This is a genomic window from Sinorhizobium sp. 6-70 (assembly GCF_030124375.1).
GTDB lineage: Bacteria > Pseudomonadota > Alphaproteobacteria > Rhizobiales > Rhizobiaceae > Sinorhizobium.
Genome location: NZ_JASKLS010000012.1, coordinates 33523 through 48496 on the forward strand (window position 1 = coordinate 33523; position 14974 = coordinate 48496).

At 59.3% G+C, this 14974-nt stretch carries 20 protein-coding genes; 2 read left to right on the forward strand and 18 right to left on the reverse strand.

Annotation, left to right across the window (positions count from 1 at the left end; genetic code table 11):
* The 12 genes from QN222_RS21695 to QN222_RS21750 form a co-directional block, all read right to left on the reverse strand.
* On the reverse strand, nt 1-462 hold the full coding sequence (locus QN222_RS21695; protein ID WP_283962786.1) for a hypothetical protein: 462 nt from the start codon (nt 460-462) through the stop codon (nt 1-3).
* Nucleotides 462-2078 (reverse strand): hypothetical protein, encoded by a 1617-nt coding sequence (locus QN222_RS21700; RefSeq protein WP_283962785.1) that lies wholly within the window; start codon nt 2076-2078, stop codon nt 462-464. Before QN222_RS21700 ends, QN222_RS21695 begins: the two co-directional genes overlap by 1 nt.
* A complete protein-coding gene (locus QN222_RS21705; RefSeq protein WP_283962784.1) occupies nt 2075-2674 on the reverse strand; it encodes a hypothetical protein in 600 nt (199 codons plus the stop codon). The genes QN222_RS21700 and QN222_RS21705 overlap by 4 nt, the downstream gene beginning before the upstream one ends.
* Nucleotides 2671-3285, reverse strand: coding sequence for a hypothetical protein (locus tag QN222_RS21710; RefSeq protein ID WP_283962783.1), 615 nt, complete (start codon nt 3283-3285; stop codon nt 2671-2673). Before QN222_RS21710 ends, QN222_RS21705 begins: the two co-directional genes overlap by 4 nt.
* The gene (locus QN222_RS21715) at nt 3282-3605 is read right to left on the reverse strand and encodes a hypothetical protein (RefSeq protein ID WP_283962782.1); all 324 of its coding nucleotides are present in this window, start codon (nt 3603-3605) and stop codon (nt 3282-3284) included. The genes QN222_RS21710 and QN222_RS21715 overlap by 4 nt, the downstream gene beginning before the upstream one ends.
* A complete protein-coding gene (locus QN222_RS21720) occupies nt 3602-3778 on the reverse strand; it encodes a hypothetical protein (protein WP_283962781.1) in 177 nt (58 codons plus the stop codon). The genes QN222_RS21715 and QN222_RS21720 overlap by 4 nt, the downstream gene beginning before the upstream one ends.
* Nucleotides 3779-3847: 69 nt before the next feature.
* Nucleotides 3848-4843: a DUF5309 domain-containing protein gene (locus QN222_RS21725; RefSeq protein ID WP_283962780.1), complete on the reverse strand. Its 996-nt coding sequence runs from the start codon at nt 4841-4843 to the stop codon at nt 3848-3850.
* A gap of 24 nt (nt 4844-4867) precedes the next feature.
* A complete protein-coding gene (locus tag QN222_RS21730; RefSeq protein WP_283962779.1) occupies nt 4868-5836 on the reverse strand; it encodes a hypothetical protein in 969 nt (322 codons plus the stop codon).
* A gap of 33 nt (nt 5837-5869) precedes the next feature.
* Nucleotides 5870-6109, reverse strand: coding sequence for a hypothetical protein (locus QN222_RS21735; protein WP_283962778.1), 240 nt, complete (start codon nt 6107-6109; stop codon nt 5870-5872).
* Nucleotides 6110-6239: 130 nt separating this feature from the next.
* Nucleotides 6240-8297, reverse strand: a complete 2058-nt coding sequence (locus tag QN222_RS21740; protein ID WP_283962777.1) for a phage portal protein — start codon at nt 8295-8297, stop codon at nt 6240-6242.
* Nucleotides 8297-9748 carry a terminase large subunit gene (locus QN222_RS21745; protein ID WP_283962776.1) on the reverse strand — a complete coding sequence of 484 codons (1452 nt, stop codon included), beginning with the start codon at nt 9746-9748 and terminating at the stop codon, nt 8297-8299. The genes QN222_RS21740 and QN222_RS21745 overlap by 1 nt, the downstream gene beginning before the upstream one ends.
* Nucleotides 9636-10028, reverse strand: a complete 393-nt coding sequence (locus QN222_RS21750; RefSeq protein WP_283962775.1) for a hypothetical protein — start codon at nt 10026-10028, stop codon at nt 9636-9638. Before QN222_RS21750 ends, QN222_RS21745 begins: the two co-directional genes overlap by 113 nt.
* 341 nt (nt 10029-10369) lie before the next feature.
* Between QN222_RS21750 and QN222_RS21755 the strand changes: the two genes are divergently transcribed.
* On the forward strand, nt 10370-10636 hold the full coding sequence (locus QN222_RS21755) for a hypothetical protein (protein WP_283962774.1): 267 nt from the start codon (nt 10370-10372) through the stop codon (nt 10634-10636).
* 31 nt (nt 10637-10667) lie between these two features.
* Here QN222_RS21755 and QN222_RS21760 read toward each other — a convergent pair whose 3' ends face one another.
* Genes QN222_RS21760 through QN222_RS21770 form a run of 3 tightly spaced genes read right to left on the reverse strand, consistent with a single transcriptional unit; the run spans nt 10668 to nt 12570 of the window.
* On the reverse strand, nt 10668-10952 hold the full coding sequence (locus QN222_RS21760; protein ID WP_283962773.1) for a hypothetical protein: 285 nt from the start codon (nt 10950-10952) through the stop codon (nt 10668-10670).
* Between the two features lie 13 nt (nt 10953-10965).
* Complete coding sequence (locus QN222_RS21765; protein WP_283962772.1) at nt 10966-12156, reverse strand: hypothetical protein; 1191 nt, start codon at nt 12154-12156, stop codon at nt 10966-10968.
* A gap of 6 nt (nt 12157-12162) precedes the next feature.
* Nucleotides 12163-12570: a hypothetical protein gene (locus QN222_RS21770; protein ID WP_283962771.1), complete on the reverse strand. Its 408-nt coding sequence runs from the start codon at nt 12568-12570 to the stop codon at nt 12163-12165.
* A 253-nt stretch (nt 12571-12823) separates the two neighbouring features.
* Between QN222_RS21770 and QN222_RS21775 the strand changes: the two genes are divergently transcribed.
* Nucleotides 12824-13192, forward strand: coding sequence for a hypothetical protein (locus tag QN222_RS21775; RefSeq protein ID WP_283962770.1), 369 nt, complete (start codon nt 12824-12826; stop codon nt 13190-13192).
* Here the strand turns inward: QN222_RS21775 and QN222_RS21780 are convergent.
* From QN222_RS21780 to QN222_RS21790, 3 genes are all read right to left on the reverse strand, one after another.
* Nucleotides 13189-13704, reverse strand: a complete 516-nt coding sequence (locus QN222_RS21780; protein ID WP_283962769.1) for a hypothetical protein — start codon at nt 13702-13704, stop codon at nt 13189-13191. The genes QN222_RS21775 and QN222_RS21780 overlap by 4 nt on opposite strands.
* Nucleotides 13705-13710: 6 nt before the next feature.
* Nucleotides 13711-14217 carry a hypothetical protein gene (locus tag QN222_RS21785; protein WP_283962768.1) on the reverse strand — a complete coding sequence of 169 codons (507 nt, stop codon included), beginning with the start codon at nt 14215-14217 and terminating at the stop codon, nt 13711-13713.
* A 228-nt stretch (nt 14218-14445) separates the two neighbouring features.
* Nucleotides 14446-14781, reverse strand: coding sequence for a DUF6362 family protein (locus QN222_RS21790; protein WP_283962767.1), 336 nt, complete (start codon nt 14779-14781; stop codon nt 14446-14448).
* Nucleotides 14782-14974 lie beyond the last annotated feature (193 nt).

Sequence of the window (14974 nt, forward strand, 5' to 3'; positions counted from 1 at the left end):
TCAATCCTTCATCCATTCTTCTACGGTCTCTCGCGAGCCGGCATGGCAGAGTTCGAAAAAGTCTTCCGTCGCGTCCTTGGCATGGTCGTAGCCGCCGACGATTCCAGCAACCGCGGTGACGATCGATCCGACCGCCTCCCGCATCACGAATCCGAATTGCCGCTTCAGCGCATCTCGTGATGACCGCCATTCATCGCTCAACTGCCACTGGACAATGACGTTGTTCATCAGCGGCGCCAGTGTCGGAGCATGGCGGATAAAAAACGGGTTCAGCGGCAGATGCGTCAGGGTCCGGGTGAGCAGCCAGCAGACGTTGCGTTGCCGGTTCGCCTCCTCGTCCACGATGTCGTCGGCAAGACGGGCAATCTCTGCAATCTCCTCAAGGAAATCGGCCGCCGCCTCGTCACCGCGGGTCCAGCGCAACAGCGCCGCACGTACCTTCTCATGATCGTTCGGAAGCATCAGGCGCTCGCCTCCCCGACCGAAACCTGAACGGTGGCGAGATCGACCTCGAGATCCAGCTTGAAATCGCCGCCGGAAGTGATGACGCAGCCGACGGCGAGCATGTCCCCACTCGCCCGGACGTTCTGCCGGAAGTCGTATCGATTGACCTCGGACACGCCGTCCCAGATCGCCACGTCCCAGAGGCCTACGTCCCACTCGGATGAAGCCGCATCGCCCTCGGTGGCCGCGTTGAAGCTTGGCGTCGACTTGTCGTAATCCGCCCGAGCGAACAGCCGAACTTTGGGCTTTGTCTTCGCCCGGAAATACATGTGGGCGAGCGTCGCGTTCGCGCGTTGACCGAACTGCCCCGCCGGAGAGAACTGCGAGAGATAGGTCGCCGAGAAGGTCAAGCCGTCATCGGTTCCCGTCGTGTCGCCCTGCCAGACATAGCCGTCAAGCGAGCCAAAGAAGAGTCCGCCTTGCAGTGTGTCGTAGCAAAGCGCTTTCCAGTTCGTGACCGTCGCCCACTTGCCGGTGAGCACGTTCAGGACGAACGTCGTGTCGGTGACAACGCTGTTTTCCGGGAACGCCACGAAGACCAGATTCTGCTCCGGCCACTGCTTCAGCGTCCAACCGGTCCCGGTGGCATTCGCCGCCTTGCGCCAATCATCCTCGATGGGTCGTGATGCCGAAACGAGCGACAGCGCTTGCCGGTCCCGCTGGAACACCTGCGACATCGGTGTGAGACCGTCGGTCGTGGCAATGAGAATATCGCCCCCTGCCCTGATCCAGGCGTTTTTGCCGAGTGGCTTGCCAATCTGATAGACGCCCTTGAGGGCGAAGGACGAGGCGCTCGACGGATCATCGCCGGCATAGACGGCAATCTCGCCCTCGGTCGACACAAACACGCACATGTCGTTGAGGCCGTCGCCGCTTTCGAGCGACCACGAGAAGCCGGTGAGAAGCGATCCGCCCTTCTTCATGACGCCGCCAAGCGGGAAGAGCGATGCAGCGCCGCCGACGGCATTCACTGCCAGGTAGTAGGCGTCTAGCGTCCCGTTTTTCAGGAAGAATTCGCGGTTCTTGAACAGCCAGCCGCAATTGAGCTGCGGCATGGTCGTGCTGTCGCTGAAGGTGATGGCCGGTGAGGTTGTCCAGGTCGTGCCGTTGTAAAGCTGCCGGTCATTGGCGCCGTTGAGGCAGACGAGATAGGACGTGCCGGCGTTCGTATGCTGGAAGGCGCACCAGTCGCCACCGCTCATGCCGCTGACATCCGCCGCGGTCGTGGTCGGAGGCGCGGCCGGCGATGTCATGTCGTAGATGGCCGTAGCCGACGCCATGAACATCTTTTCCGCAGCGCCGTACTTGTATTTGAAGGCGCTGAGAAGGTCGGTGCCATCGGCTGCAAGTCCGGTCCTCTGCGAGCCGCCACGAATACGGCAGCCAGTCAGGGTCGGGAAGAAGTTGCGCAGGACTGACGCGGTTCCAGGCTCTTGCGATGCCATGTCGCGCGTCGTTACAAGCCCACCCTTCGGGGCCGGGAACGTCACCGGTTGCGATGTCTGCTGCTTGCCAACAGCAACAGGCCCGCGATTGGTCTGACCGACGCGGCCGGGGCGCGGCTGAATCGTCATGCTGCACCCCGATCGGCGTTGATTTCCTGTGTCAGGTCAGCTTCGAACTCTGCAAGGTTGTCTTCGAACGACAGGCCTTTTTGCCGCTTCCAGCGCCAGATTATGCCCTTCACCAGCAGCCGTTCGGGGAAGAGCGTGGTGTCGTCGTCTGCGGAGAATTCTGCCTTCTCCGTGGATACGTTGATAATCCAGTTCTTCGACACGTAGTCGATGACGGCGCTTACAGCGGCAGAGACCGGCGAGAACAGGAATTGCCCGCCCTTCATGAAGAAATACGGCGTGGTGGAAGGAACGCCAACGATGACAGCCCATTGGCCGCTATTCGTGACGGGACGAACGAAGGTGCCATCCGACTTGCGAACAGATCCGCCCGGAGTGAGGCGCTGAAAATTGCTCGGGAAATTTTCGGGCGATGCCGTAGCCGTGAGCGTCTTCAGCATCTTCTGCCAGTCCGCGCGGCGGGCGATCTCCTGACCTGCCTCGTTTGCCATGGTCAGCATCGTCTGTGCATTCGGATCGGTCGAGCCGTAGACAGTCGAGAAGCGGTCCAGCGAAACAACGTCGCAAACCTCGTTGACGGCGGTCAAAAGCGTCATGGGGTCGGGCCTCCGACAATCACTTGAGCGTTGCCCCATCGGGTGCGCTCATCACCAATGGTGAGACCGCTGATTGCCAGCGTCATAAGCTGCTGTGCTGCCTGTACCTTGTCAGCACTCCCCTCGCCTTTGCCCACTTCCCAAATGGCGATTTCAGTGACGAGTGCGTAAAGGTAAACATCTGCCGCCTTCTGCAGCAGCCAATTGGTCGGATACGACGGCGTGAGGGCCGGAATCTTGCCGTAATAGGTGACCGTCAAATCCTGGTCGGAGACAGGTCTAACCTTGATGGTGCTCCCAACGATGGCATAGCCGGCCGGGATGCCGCTGCGATCCATATAACTGTCAGTCAACTGCTGCAGCGAGATGGCACGAATGGGGATGCCTGATGCGTTCTTGACCTCGCGCGCCTCAAGGAAATCGGACGGCAGTGAGCCTTCACCATCGATCAGCGCGATTTCGTCGGTCACTTCCATGTCGGCGACACGCAGCCCACGGTTCAACTTTAGCTCTGCCAAACCGAGCAGGCGCGGGTAGACGTGCGCGAAGTCATCGCGACCTGCATACTCGCCAGCGTCCACCATGAGGGACGCGTAGTCCGAAATGGTCATAGATTGCCTTCCTTCGTCCGCCAGGCGCGGTTGTCGCTGTTGTTGAGGAAGCGTTTGACGAAACGGTCGTCGCCTTCGGAGTGGGCCTGCACGAGGCCGGAATCGTAAGCGACATTGAGCGGGATCGAGGCGACGCGGTGCCAATCGCCGCGCCAAGCCTTCTCGGCGCTGTTGCGCACGGACTGGTTCTCGCTGATGAGATTGTCGACGGGGTAGTCGACGCGGAACACGTCCTTCTCCCCGTCGAACAGATGCCAGACTGACCGGCCAGTCATGATGTCGTGGTCGTAGAGCGTCCACGCGCCATCACGAATGATCATGCGCTCTCTCCGGGAAGCGGATCGGCGCGCTCGGCCTTGCCCTGCGCAATGAGTTCCTTCGCCGCACTGACGGGAAGGTCGAGAACGGTACCCCGTGGAACACGCTGGTCGTCGGATGCCCACACGTCGTAAAGCAACTTGACCGGCGTCGTCTTCTCTTTGGATTCTGCCATTGTCCTGTCTCCTGAAACGGGAAGAGGCGAGCAAAAGCCCGCCCCTTATGGTGGTTTGATCGTCGTCGATCAGGTCGAAGAGGTGAGGCCGAAGAGGTCGGCAGCGACGCCGAGACCTTTTTCGTTTTTCACCTTCAGCGTGCCTTCCCCGATGATAACGCCCTTGTCGGCGTCACCCGTCTTCGCGACATCCTTGTCTTCCTGGATCTTGCGGAGCCAGAGGAATTCAAGCATGTCGGGATCGATGAAGAAGGCGTTTCGAGCCTGGCCGGCACCGGCCGCTTGAACGCGGTTCGGGTGGATCATCACCGTGCCGAACGGGCCTTCGTAATAGTCGGCCGTCGCGACGATTGTGTTGCGCTCGCCGCCCTTCGAAACAGCATAGCGGAACGGAGCAACGTTGCTGTCCGACATGAACGTGACGAACACGCTCTTGACGTACGGCGACACCGAGACGTGGCGGAAGTTGGCGCCGCTCTGGTAGCCGAGCTGCATCACCGTATCCAGAATGGACTTGGAGAATGCGCGCTGCGTGCCGTTGGTCGGGGCGACGGTGAGGCCCGTACCGGAATCAAAGCCGCCGTTGGCGCCGGTTGCGCCGCGAGAGACGTTGGTCTCGATCCAGGTGTTGAGCGAGCCGAATTCGCGCGTCGCACCGGCTACAGAAGCGTTCGTGTCGATGATGGCGAATTCAACGTCCTTTCGGATCTCGACGCCCTTCTTCAGCTTCTGGTATTTCCGCTTCTGGACATTGCCCGCTTCGGAAACGACTTCCTGCGTGCCGGAGATGATCCAGTCCTTGCGCATGATCTGGGTGTAGTTACCCATGCGCTCGGGCGGGGTGATGGCGCCGAACGAATATTCGTCACCTTCAGTCTTGATGTTCGCTGCCGGCGCTGCGAGCTCGTCCGTTTCCCATTCGGGGTGAATGGAAACGGCCTTGCCCTTTTCGATCAGCGAATAGATCGGGGTGTCTTCCGGCGTGATGCGCGACACCACGTCGGAGAGTTCTTCACGATTGCCAACGGCGCTCGTGGTCAGGAAGGTATTGGCGAGAGCTGCCATGGTTCTGGTCCTTCGAAGATGGGGTTAGTCGAAGTCGATCGACATTGCGTCCTTGATCGACCCGGTTTTTGCCAACCTCTTCATCGCTTCCTGGTTCTTCCGTGCCGTCGGGTTCACAGCGCCGTTCGGCTTGGCCTTGACGGCTGCCGGGGGAGCATTCGCCACCTTCTTCAATGCCTTGTTCTTCGCCTGTTCGGCATTGAGACCGAGCATGGCGTAGTGGATGACCTTGAAATAACGGTGGTCGGTGAACTGCTGCATCTCCTCGGTTGAGAACCCGAAGTCTTCGCCGGCCTTGAATGCGTCGGCAAAGAACTTCTCGCGGGCCTCGTCCTTGGAGAGATGCGGGAAGGCTTCGAGCAGCTTGGAGTTTTCGGCCGCCAGAGTTTCCTCGGACGTGGCCTGGCTGAGTTCGCCTGCGACCTTCTGCGGTTCGCCGCCCAGGTTGATGATCTGGTGCACGCGAGCCAAGGCCGCATCGTAAACCGCCTTCTGCCGGGTGTATTCGTTGGGATTCTGGATCGCCATCGAATAGTTCGGCTCCGCCGGTAGCTGTTCGATCAGGAATTGCGCGATGGCGTTCGCCGTGTTGGCGACGCGGGTTGTCATGGCCTCAATAGCCCCGCGCTTGTTGCCGAGCTCCTGAGTTTTGCGGCGGTAATCGCTCTCCCGCAGATACCCCTTCTTCAGTTCCTCGAGTGGAACCTGCTCGCCGCCTTTCAGGGTAATGATGGCTTCCTGAGCTTCGTTGGTCTCCTCACCCTCTTCGGATTCGGTAGACTCGTCGCCTTCGGTTGCGGGATCGTCGGTCTCTTGGCCCTCATCTTCGGTGGCCTCACCCGTCGCATTCGTCGATTGCTGCTCTTCCTCTTCCTGCTCGTTGGTCTCGGTGGACTCGGCAAAGTCGAGGTTCGCGGCGTCGTCGATGGTGAGTGCGGGTCGACCGCTATCACTCTCCCCGACGAACGGGGAGTTGGTGGCTGCGTCTGTCATGTCGTGCTTGCCTTTTGAGGTTTGGCCGCGGCGCTATGCCGGGGCTGCCTTCCCATCGGCAGAGGATTGCCCCTCAGCGAGGAACTTGATCTTGCCTTTGAGATTTCGGATTGCCCGCGCTTCGGCCGCAAAGGCGGCGCGGGTCTCGTGATCGGTGATCTTGGCGTTGATGCAGCCGTTGACGGCTGCTGCTTCGAGCTCGTCCATCAGCAGATGGAAGAGAGGCATGTCGAGCAGCACGCGTGCGGCGGCAGTCTTGTCTTCCTGCCTCATGGGCGCCACTCCGAGACTTTCACGCCATCGACATATGCGTCAGCGCCGATGATCCCCTGAGAGTTGCTCACGATGCGAATGTCGGCGCTCGGGTATTTGTCCCAAACACCTTGTCTCCAAAGCGTATATGTCATCCCGGATCTCCACCGACGTTCACGTCGGGCACCGGACCGCGCGTGAGCATCTGTACCGCGTTGGTCTGCCGCTTGAGCTCCAACTCTTGATCAATCTGGTACTTCTTCAGCGCCGTCTGCTGCTGGATTTCGGCGAGCTTCGTTTCGCGGTCGATTTCCATCTTCCGGCGCTCGTTCTCGGCGTCGAGCTTGGCCTTTGCCATGTCCGCCTGCGCCTGGATCTGCACCTTCTGCATTACAGGATTCGGCTTGTTCGCCTGCGCCTGCTGCATTTTCTGGATCTGCTCTGGCGTCGGCTTGGTGAAATACAGGTCCGGGGTCCGAAGGCCGGCCGCCTCGACACCGCGCGAGACGGAATTCCAGATGTTGTCGATCGACACGAACGGATTATCCATCGGTCCGTAGGCAGCCAGCAGCTTCTCCTGCTGCGCGCCAACGACCTGCATCATCATCATGTCGCGCTCGCGCGTGCCAGCACCGAGGCCGGTGTTGACCGTGGCGTCCATGTCCGCATTCCATTGCCGCGGATCGAACGTCACCCACTGACCACGCAGACGCACCGTGCGCGGCTTGTCCTGGTGCTTGATGACGAGCCGAAGAAGCCCCTTGAACACCCGCTTGAGGCCCTGGGAGAAGGTGCGGACCATCAACTCGGTCTGGCCGATGCCCGCTTGCTCGATCATCGCCGAGGCCTTGGCCGTCATGTTCTGCAACGCATCCGGCGCCATGCCGCTCGACGCATCCGAAATACCGGTCCGATCGGTAGCCTCCTGATCCATATAAGCCAGCATTCCGAAAGACTGCTGCGCGACAAACGGAACAGTGCTGAAGCCGACGGCACCGCGAACGTCGGTTGACTGAGTGACCCGAATCGGCTGCCCGAACTTCGGGTTCAACACCGCCTCCGGGTTCACAATCACGCCCTCTTGCACGATCGGCTGCTGATTGTTCTGCCAGTAGAGGTTGTCGAGCGTCTGACGCATCAGGACCGTCTTGACGCGCTGGATCTCGGCCATGTCGTCGGTGACGGAATTGCCTTCGCGCTGATGCGGGCGGCGCTCGACGATCAGATCGGCAAAGGGAACCTCGTCGGTTTCCTCATCGTCGAGCAGATTGGTTTCTGCCAGGCCGCCGGCGAAGCACATGCGGCGCAATTCGGCGATACCGTCATCGTCTTTGTCGATCTTCACATAGAGTTCGTAGTAATCGACTTCCTGCAGCGCTTTGACGATGGCGTCGTTGCCGTCAAAAACTTCGCGCCGGCGGGTGTCCTGCTCCGTCTCCTCTTCCTTGTCCGAGCCAGCCGCCGCAAAGCTGTAGACCTTGTTCCGGTCATAACCCATTGCGACCAGATCGGAGCGGCGGATCCGCGTCTTCAGGCCCGTGATCGGGCTGTCGTCGATCGAGATGGCGTCGGGGTGGATCAGGAACTCCTCGAGCGGGACCGCCGCCAGCTTCGAGCAGCCATATTCCGCGGTGCGCCTGATCTTGACGTTGTAGAGGGTGACCGGCACCGGCCCCTGCGGCGTGTCGATCTGATCCTGGTAGGATTCCTGCTCCAGCACCTCGACATCATCGTCGGCGACCAGCTGGACCAGCGCCGCCTCATCAAGGCCGGTGTGGGTCGAGACCTGAACCGAGCGCTTCTTGTCGTACCACCAGCGGATCACGCCGTTGCGGAGCTTTAGAGCATCGTGCGCGGCATCCTGCACCGCGTCATAGCCATCGCTCTCCGGGAACACGACATAGTTGATGTAGTCGGTCGCCTGTTCCGCTCCGGCTTCATCGCCTTCATTCATCGGCTCGTATTCGACGACCTTGTCATTGCCGAGGATCGTGCGAATGAGCGAAGGCAGAACCTTCTTGATGGCGGAGCGGACGTCGCGGGAAACCACCTTCGACCGGTTCGGATCGGCCGGCGTGTCCTTCATCTCGCCGTCGTAGTATTCCATCGCCTTGATGCGGTCGACGGAAAGCTCGTCCCGGTAGTTCTCGCAATCCTTCACGAGCTGCGAGACCTGGGCAGCAACCTGCTGTTTCGACATCGCAGCCATCAAACAACCTTCCGATCAGTGAATTTCCATGCGGCGGCGTCAGCCTTCACCTTGGCGAACCGCTTCATCATCAGTGCGTATCGAGATGCTGAAATCACGTCGTCGCGCTCTTTCACGACCTTGCCGTCTTTCCGGTGATAGAGCCGGAATTCCTCAAACCAGTCCGAGCAGGTCGAAAAGACCTTCCACCGCCCGGTCTGCATTCGCTGCAGCATGTCGGACAGCCCAGCCTCAACGCCGTTGGTGCCGTCATCGAACGTCGCGCGCTCAGGCAGCATGTTCAGGCCCTGCGCCCGATACTGTGTCGCCAGTTGCTCGCCCGAGCCCTTGTCGTGCTGCAAACCATCGTGAGGCCATGACCACGGCAGCCAGGCACCCCAAGGCTTCAGAGCAGCCGAGTGAATGATCGGCGTTGCTTCCCGCTCGCGATAAACCTTCGTGACATAGAACACGTCCGCGTCCCGATCCCAGGCGCAACCAGCAGCCCCAAAGGGGTGATCCCAACCGAAGTCGAGGCCGCCGATCTGCACCCAATGCTTCGGGATCTCGAACGGTGCGACCGTGATGCTCTCTTCCGAAACCGGGAAGATTCGGCCAGAACCAAGGGACGGCACACCCTTCGTGCGGGCTTCCCGCTCGTGCGCCGGGTAAGCCGAAATGATCTTTTCGCGCTCCTCCGGCGAGTAATGTTCCGCGTCGTCGATCGTCATCGTCACGACCGTACGGTATTTGGCGCCTGGATCGTCGCCAGGCATGATGAAGCGAGCGACGACCGTGCTCATACCCTTCAGAGGGGTAAACGTGACCGCGATCGAGCCTTGCGTCGCGTTGGTTCGCGTAATGCCCTCTAGATAGACGTCCTCGGGCGGCTCTTCGTCGAACCAGACATAATCAACCGTGTTTGCCTGCCACTTACCACGACCCTGCTCGTATGCCTTGAAGAGCAGCGTCGACAGTCCACCAGAGACATGCCGAACCGTAACGCTATCGAGCGTGCCAGACACGCCAGCGCGACGCGTGGTGTCGGCAATTGCGGTCTTCGGAATATAGCCAGTGCCCCAATCCTCTTCGCTGAGAGGCGGCCCCACCATGAGGCGCTGCACACCGTCCCTGGTCAGCTCGTACGATTCCGAGCCTGCGAGCATCGTGATTGCGCGGCCCCAGCGGCGACCCGGCCACCAGTCCGGATACTGTCCGGTCAGGTGCATCGCGGCCTCAGCAGCGCCTGACAGCGTCTTACCGAGCTGATTGCCGGCCATAAACAAGCGCTCGCGATATGCCGCGCCGGCCTTGTGAAACTCGACCTGCTTTGCGTACGGCCGATAGAACTTCAGCAGGTTAGTGCGCTGTCGTCGCTCTATCTCCATCGCTATTTCCATCCTCTCCATGAGCAGAGAGGAAAGGTTGGATGGTGGCGTCGAGCTTGCGGATGCGGTCGAGAAGCTGCTCATCAGTCATCTCGCCAATCTGGTTGATGTTGACATTCAGGTCCTTCGGCATCAGGGAGGCGACGACCTTGAGGAAGTCTTGCGGGCGATTCTCGATGACCTGCTGTATTGCAGCGGCACCGCGGCTCTCCCAAGCGGCGAGCATGTCTTCGAGGAAGAGTTCGCCCAGCTTCGAGCGCGCGCCTTTCGGTCTGCCACCGAATCCGCTATTCCCCGGTAAGAAGCGGCCGGTCTTCTCGTCCTTCTCGGGCTTCACCTCTTCGGAGAGTTTTGCTTTCGCCATGGTTGTGTCAAAGTCCCGTCAAAGTCTTGGAGGGGTCGAACGAGAGCATGCTGTCTAAATCTAAAATCGGTGACGTGAACCGCAACAACCAGCGTCTGACCGAAAAGACCGAGTACACGGGCAACGACCACAACCAACGCATCTGGATACTCGAATGCCTGGAACCGCGGGACGGCGAATCCTGCAGCTATGTCTACGGCGCGAATGGTTCCGACTTTTTCCAGCGCAAATGCCCCGTGTGCCAGGGAGGAAGACCGGGACTGCCCATCCCCGCAGCAAATTGAAGCGACGCAAAACACCGAGGGGCGACGAAAAGCTCCCAAAATCGGAAGAGGTAAAACATGGCAATTGTCGAAAGAGAATTCTTTCGAAAAGGGCTGCCACATGGGAACTATCTGTCTCACGCGCTGCTCTTCAACACCGAAACCGGCGAACTCAGAGTGCGAAAATACCGCACAAGCCACCGGGGCAATGAAATCGACTGGGAAGAGGGCCCGATCGCCAATTACCTCGGCGGAAAGTCACGCGGCCGTCGCCCCTTGAAAGCGATGTTGGAGAAAATTGGGAGTGCACTGCATTCGACACCACCCTTAGTTCATGCAGACTAATCCGACGCTGGCTCCTGGATCTACGTCAAGCCTACTTTGCCCTGACCTTCAGCCTGACCGTCTGGTCAAACGTCCTGCCTCCGGCCGTCACGATCCGATTGACGAGACTGTAATTCGTTCCGGCCGTTCCCGATGAGAGCCAGACCGTGGTTGCGGTGCTGTTGTTGCTGTCGCTGTCGATCGTGAGGCCATCGCCATCATCGATCGTCCAGGTCGAGCTCGTGATTGTGTCGGACGCGCCCAGCAGAGCAGCCCAGTTGAGGCTGTAATCTTTGACCTCGTCAGGGTCCTTTAACGCGGGCCAGGTCAAAGCCATGTCGCTACCCTCTTTATGCTGCAGCCAGTCGATTTTCAGACCGAACAGCGACCGATCTTGTTTCTGCACTCACCGAGGCCGTTCGGATCTCGGCAAGGACCGCGACCGTTCGCTCCTCTGCGGCGACCGATACCGTGCGTTCTTGCGGGCTCGTAACCAGGATCGGGACAGCCCGAGCGACGACAGTATCGTCGGCTTCTATAATCGCGCTGCTTCCGACAATCAGGATGCCGGCCGCGGCAGAGAGTGTGTCGTCGCTCTCCGTTATGGCCGCGGCAGCCTTGATTGCGAGCGTCGCCGGGCTGGCGAGCGCGTCGTCCGCTTCAGTGATCGATGCCGCACCGGTGCGCGAGTTGCTTGCGATCGATCCGGTCGCCGAAAGGCTGTCGTCTGCCTCGGTCATGGACGCCACGCCAGAGAGCTCGAGTTTTGCCGAGGCTGAGACACTGTCGCCTGCTTCCGTCGCAGCGAGCGAGGCGCGGAGAGCCAATGTCGCTGCGGCGGAAATCGTGTCTCCGGCTTCGGTAATCGAGGCAGAACCGACGATGCCCCCGCCGGCCGCTGCCTCCTTCAATTCAAGGATGAAGCCGAAGGCGAGCGCATTGTTGCTGTTGACGGTCTCGCTGACGTTGGCAGGCGTCAGGTCGTAGCACATCATGTGCCGAAAATCGTCTCCACCCGGAGTGGAGGTCGTCAGGTCAAATGTTTCGGTGTAAGCGGCGGGCTGAGCGAACGAGTTGTTCCCTTGCACTGCCGCCGCCCATATCATGACCGCGGAGCCGCTGCTGAGCGCCGCAGGCAGCGTGAATGCGGGGTCGCCGGTCTCGCTTTCTGCTGTATCGAAGTTGCTGAAAACGTTCGATGCGCCGGTTACGGCGTCAACCGAAAGCGACACTTCGTTGCCGCTCGTCGCCGTCGCCGTGACCGTCATTGCTGCCGGAGATCCGCCGACACTGGAAGACCTGTACAGCGCGTAATGAACGTCCCTGGAGCCCGCAGCGGGGTTCCACTGAACGGAACCGACTTCAGTCCAGGTCAGTCCAACGCTGTCCGTGATCGCCGGCTTGCCGGTAAACGCCGCGCTCCGATACCCGGTGGCAAACGCGATAAGTTGACTGTTCGCTGCCGGCGTGAAGCTCGCTGTCGTGACCGTAGCGCCATCATTCGCAACCGCTGCATGATGGACAGGCGTGCCGATCGCCATGGCCGTTTACTGGTTGCCGGCCGTTTTAGTATAGCTCGTGATCGTGAAGGCCTGGCCGACGGCGAAACTCACGTTATCGACCGTCAACTGTCCGCCTCCGCCGGTCAGGGTCACCGCGCCCTGCTCATGGCAGGTAACGCCGTCCGAGGCATAGATGCGGTAGTGTGCCGCCGTGCCGGTAGCGTCAGCGCTAATGTCCTCCCAGGTGCCAGACTTGGACTTCGTGCCGCCCGATGCTGCAGCCATCCAATCGGATGGGAGGTTGACGGTCGCCAGAACCGAGCCGCTGTCGGCCGTCGCGACATCTGCCGGCTGTGCACCCGTACGTATCTTCAGGATCGCAGACGTGCCGATCGTGGCTTCCCACGCGTCAAGCTGGGCATTGCGCACCGCGACAGAATATTGCAGGCCCATTGCGGTTATCTCCTTTGTGAAACTACTTCCCCGGCTTCGGCTTTCCGTAGAACCACGGGCCGATCCACCCACGGGGAGGGTTGGGATTGGGCATCGATCCGCCTCAACGCGAAAGCCCCGCTACCGGGAGGCAACGGGGCTACAGATCGCTACTGATGGGTAAAGGAAGGTGAGTTTTTGCGTCGTGGTCTCACCCTTGTAAGCCTTCGTCGCATCTGGTTGATTTGATCGCCAACTAGGAGTCGCCCCAAAGATGACGGATAATTTGCCAAGAATGCCGGACTTTAGCGGAATGCTAAGCGAGGTGAATGCCGTTGCTCGCCGAAAGAACAACCCCGCCGAGTTTATGCACTCCCGATTGATGGCCATGATCGCTGCCCACGAGAAGCTCCTGTCAGATGATGAGGAACTCGGTGTTTATGTAGTCGGCGGGTCCGCGCCAGCATTCCATCTTCGATCAATCGCATACTCCAACCCCGACATTCTGCGATTTACCGGCAAAGATGCTGACGGGCATACCGTGCAACTTCTACAGCACTACACTCAAATGGGGATCATGGTCGTTTCGATGCGCAAACTTGGAGAGAAAGTCTACCGTATCGGATTTACGCCATCGGCTTAGCTATGCTGTTCGTGGAGATGAGTGCCGCGGCGTGCGGAGATCAGCGCACCCCGCAACGTTGTGGCGCACAGAGCGAACCGGTCTAGCGGTGTCAATCCTGCGATTTTCTTTGGCTTGCGAAGCTTCATGACGTCAGACTTCCTGACGCGAGCATATGTGTCTTGGATCACCTGCTTGTCGAGCGGATCGAAAGCATCGTAGAAGCCATCAACGTCGTTTTTGTTCAGCTCATGACGAAGCACGTGCGCAAACTTGTTTCTGATTTCCCCCAAGGCTTTCAATGGCCTCAGGAAGCGGGGCTCCAATCCAAGAGCTATTGCGAGTTGGATGCGCTGCAAGTACGTCAAATCGATCTTGTCGAAAGCGTTGGCATCGTAGACCACCGAGTGGATCAGTTTGATGACTTCCTGCTCGATGTGGATCGTCGCTTTTACCACAACAACTAGTGAGTTGGTGTGGATGAGATCGTTGTAAAATTGAGCGTCGTCGCCAACCGTGTCAGGCGTCTGCATCTGTTATTACCAGCCGCCTTGAGAGATCGTCCTGTGAGCGGGAGCAGATGACGATTGTCTGTGGCCAAAGTCGAATTCCCTGTCGCACGGCACGCAAGCATACTTCTGTTGGCCCGCATTGGTCTTAAACCTAAACTGCAATATCGAGCGCCGCCGTTGTTCAAAGCAGACCGGGCAAAGTCGGTGGATGGGCTCCCCGTTGGCCGCCTTTTCCGTCAGTTCATAGGCTAAAGTGTTCCCGCCATAATCTACTAGATGGTAGCGCTCGGAGGTGGCCTTCCATTCTTCGACCTTTGCGACCTGGGCTTTGAGCTCCGCAATTTCATGCACCATCTGAAGCATCTGAGATTGTGCAGCGACCGCCGTGCCTTGGGCGCTCATAATTAGGTTCTGCATTTCGATAACCTTGTTCCGCATAACGGTAAGGTCATTGATTTCTTTCAGACTGGAGGCGATGTCGACTGCTGTTTTAAGCGTAGTGACGGCACCAGTGATAAGCCCCATATCGACCATGCTCGGATGCTCCCCAATACATTGGAGAGCGCATCGTGACAGATTCGCCGGGGACTTCAAACGCTCCTATCGAATGTGGGCTTTGCGTGTTCTGCGATGGCGCAGAAACTAAAAAGGGCGACTAACGCCGCCCTCTCGAATGTTCGCAAATCACGCATCTTACCTAAGAAAATATAGGAAAATGCCAAGTTTGCCAACCAAAAAATTGGCAACAAACGGAACATACCTTCATTTTCTGTTCGCGGCGATCCAAACATCGGTCATCGCGTTCTCATAGCGCTTCCTAGCTGCCTCATCGCTGCGACCAATGTATTTTGCGATGATTCCGAACGACATGCCGAATGACCGCCACCAGATAATGCGCCATTCGGGTCGGTCGAGATGACGCAACCATGCCAAGGCAGTCAGGCAATCCGAGACATCAAACGGCGTTGGCCTGAACCGAGGCTCATAATCGTTATCTGCGCTGTAAGCTGTGACAGCCTCTTGAACGTAGTCAGGAAATGAAGACCGAACGATGAAAAAACGGCGCTCACTATCGGGCAACACGCGCAGTGTGTTCATGGCTCGAAGAACGCGCTCCTCGACCTCAGAGCGCGGCACCTTGGCGTCTGACACGACTCGAGGGGCTGGCCGTCGCTGCGGCTGGGGCGCGAGTCGCTGGCGGCCAACCATCCAGTACGCGTTTTCCGGTAATTTCGCACGGCCAATCTTTGGTTGCTGCTCACGTTTCTTTCGAATTCGCGCCAATCGAACA

Bases quoted from the DNA above. Each gene is read 5' to 3' on its own strand.
- QN222_RS21760 (WP_283962773.1), bottom strand. From the start codon at position 10,952: ATGGCTTTGACCTGGCCCGCGTTAAAGGACCCTGACGAGGTCAAAGAT.
- QN222_RS21720 (WP_283962781.1), bottom strand. From the start codon at position 3,778: ATGGCAGAATCCAAAGAGAAGACGACGCCGGTCAAGTTGCTTTACGAC.
- QN222_RS21700 (WP_283962785.1), bottom strand. From the start codon at position 2,078: ATGACGATTCAGCCGCGCCCCGGCCGCGTCGGTCAGACCAATCGCGGG.
- QN222_RS21755 (WP_283962774.1), top strand. From the start codon at position 10,370: ATGGCAATTGTCGAAAGAGAATTCTTTCGAAAAGGGCTGCCACATGGG.
- QN222_RS21790 (WP_283962767.1), bottom strand. From the start codon at position 14,781: ATGAACACACTGCGCGTGTTGCCCGATAGTGAGCGCCGTTTTTTCATC.
- QN222_RS21710 (WP_283962783.1), bottom strand. From the start codon at position 3,285: ATGACCATTTCGGACTACGCGTCCCTCATGGTGGACGCTGGCGAGTAT.
- QN222_RS21770 (WP_283962771.1), bottom strand. From the start codon at position 12,570: ATGGGCCTGCAATATTCTGTCGCGGTGCGCAATGCCCAGCTTGACGCG.
- QN222_RS21745 (WP_283962776.1), bottom strand. From the start codon at position 9,748: ATGAGCAGCTTCTCGACCGCATCCGCAAGCTCGACGCCACCATCCAAC.
- QN222_RS21775 (WP_283962770.1), top strand. From the start codon at position 12,824: ATGACGGATAATTTGCCAAGAATGCCGGACTTTAGCGGAATGCTAAGC.
- QN222_RS21705 (WP_283962784.1), bottom strand. From the start codon at position 2,674: ATGACGCTTTTGACCGCCGTCAACGAGGTTTGCGACGTTGTTTCGCTG.
- QN222_RS21715 (WP_283962782.1), bottom strand. From the start codon at position 3,605: ATGATCATTCGTGATGGCGCGTGGACGCTCTACGACCACGACATCATG.
- QN222_RS21735 (WP_283962778.1), bottom strand. From the start codon at position 6,109: ATGAGGCAGGAAGACAAGACTGCCGCCGCACGCGTGCTGCTCGACATG.
- QN222_RS21725 (WP_283962780.1), bottom strand. From the start codon at position 4,843: ATGGCAGCTCTCGCCAATACCTTCCTGACCACGAGCGCCGTTGGCAAT.
- QN222_RS21695 (WP_283962786.1), bottom strand. From the start codon at position 462: ATGCTTCCGAACGATCATGAGAAGGTACGTGCGGCGCTGTTGCGCTGG.
- QN222_RS21780 (WP_283962769.1), bottom strand. From the start codon at position 13,704: ATGCAGACGCCTGACACGGTTGGCGACGACGCTCAATTTTACAACGAT.
- QN222_RS21730 (WP_283962779.1), bottom strand. From the start codon at position 5,836: ATGACAGACGCAGCCACCAACTCCCCGTTCGTCGGGGAGAGTGATAGC.
- QN222_RS21765 (WP_283962772.1), bottom strand. From the start codon at position 12,156: ATGGCGATCGGCACGCCTGTCCATCATGCAGCGGTTGCGAATGATGGC.
- QN222_RS21750 (WP_283962775.1), bottom strand. From the start codon at position 10,028: ATGGCGAAAGCAAAACTCTCCGAAGAGGTGAAGCCCGAGAAGGACGAG.
- QN222_RS21740 (WP_283962777.1), bottom strand. From the start codon at position 8,297: ATGGCTGCGATGTCGAAACAGCAGGTTGCTGCCCAGGTCTCGCAGCTC.
- QN222_RS21785 (WP_283962768.1), bottom strand. From the start codon at position 14,217: ATGGTCGATATGGGGCTTATCACTGGTGCCGTCACTACGCTTAAAACA.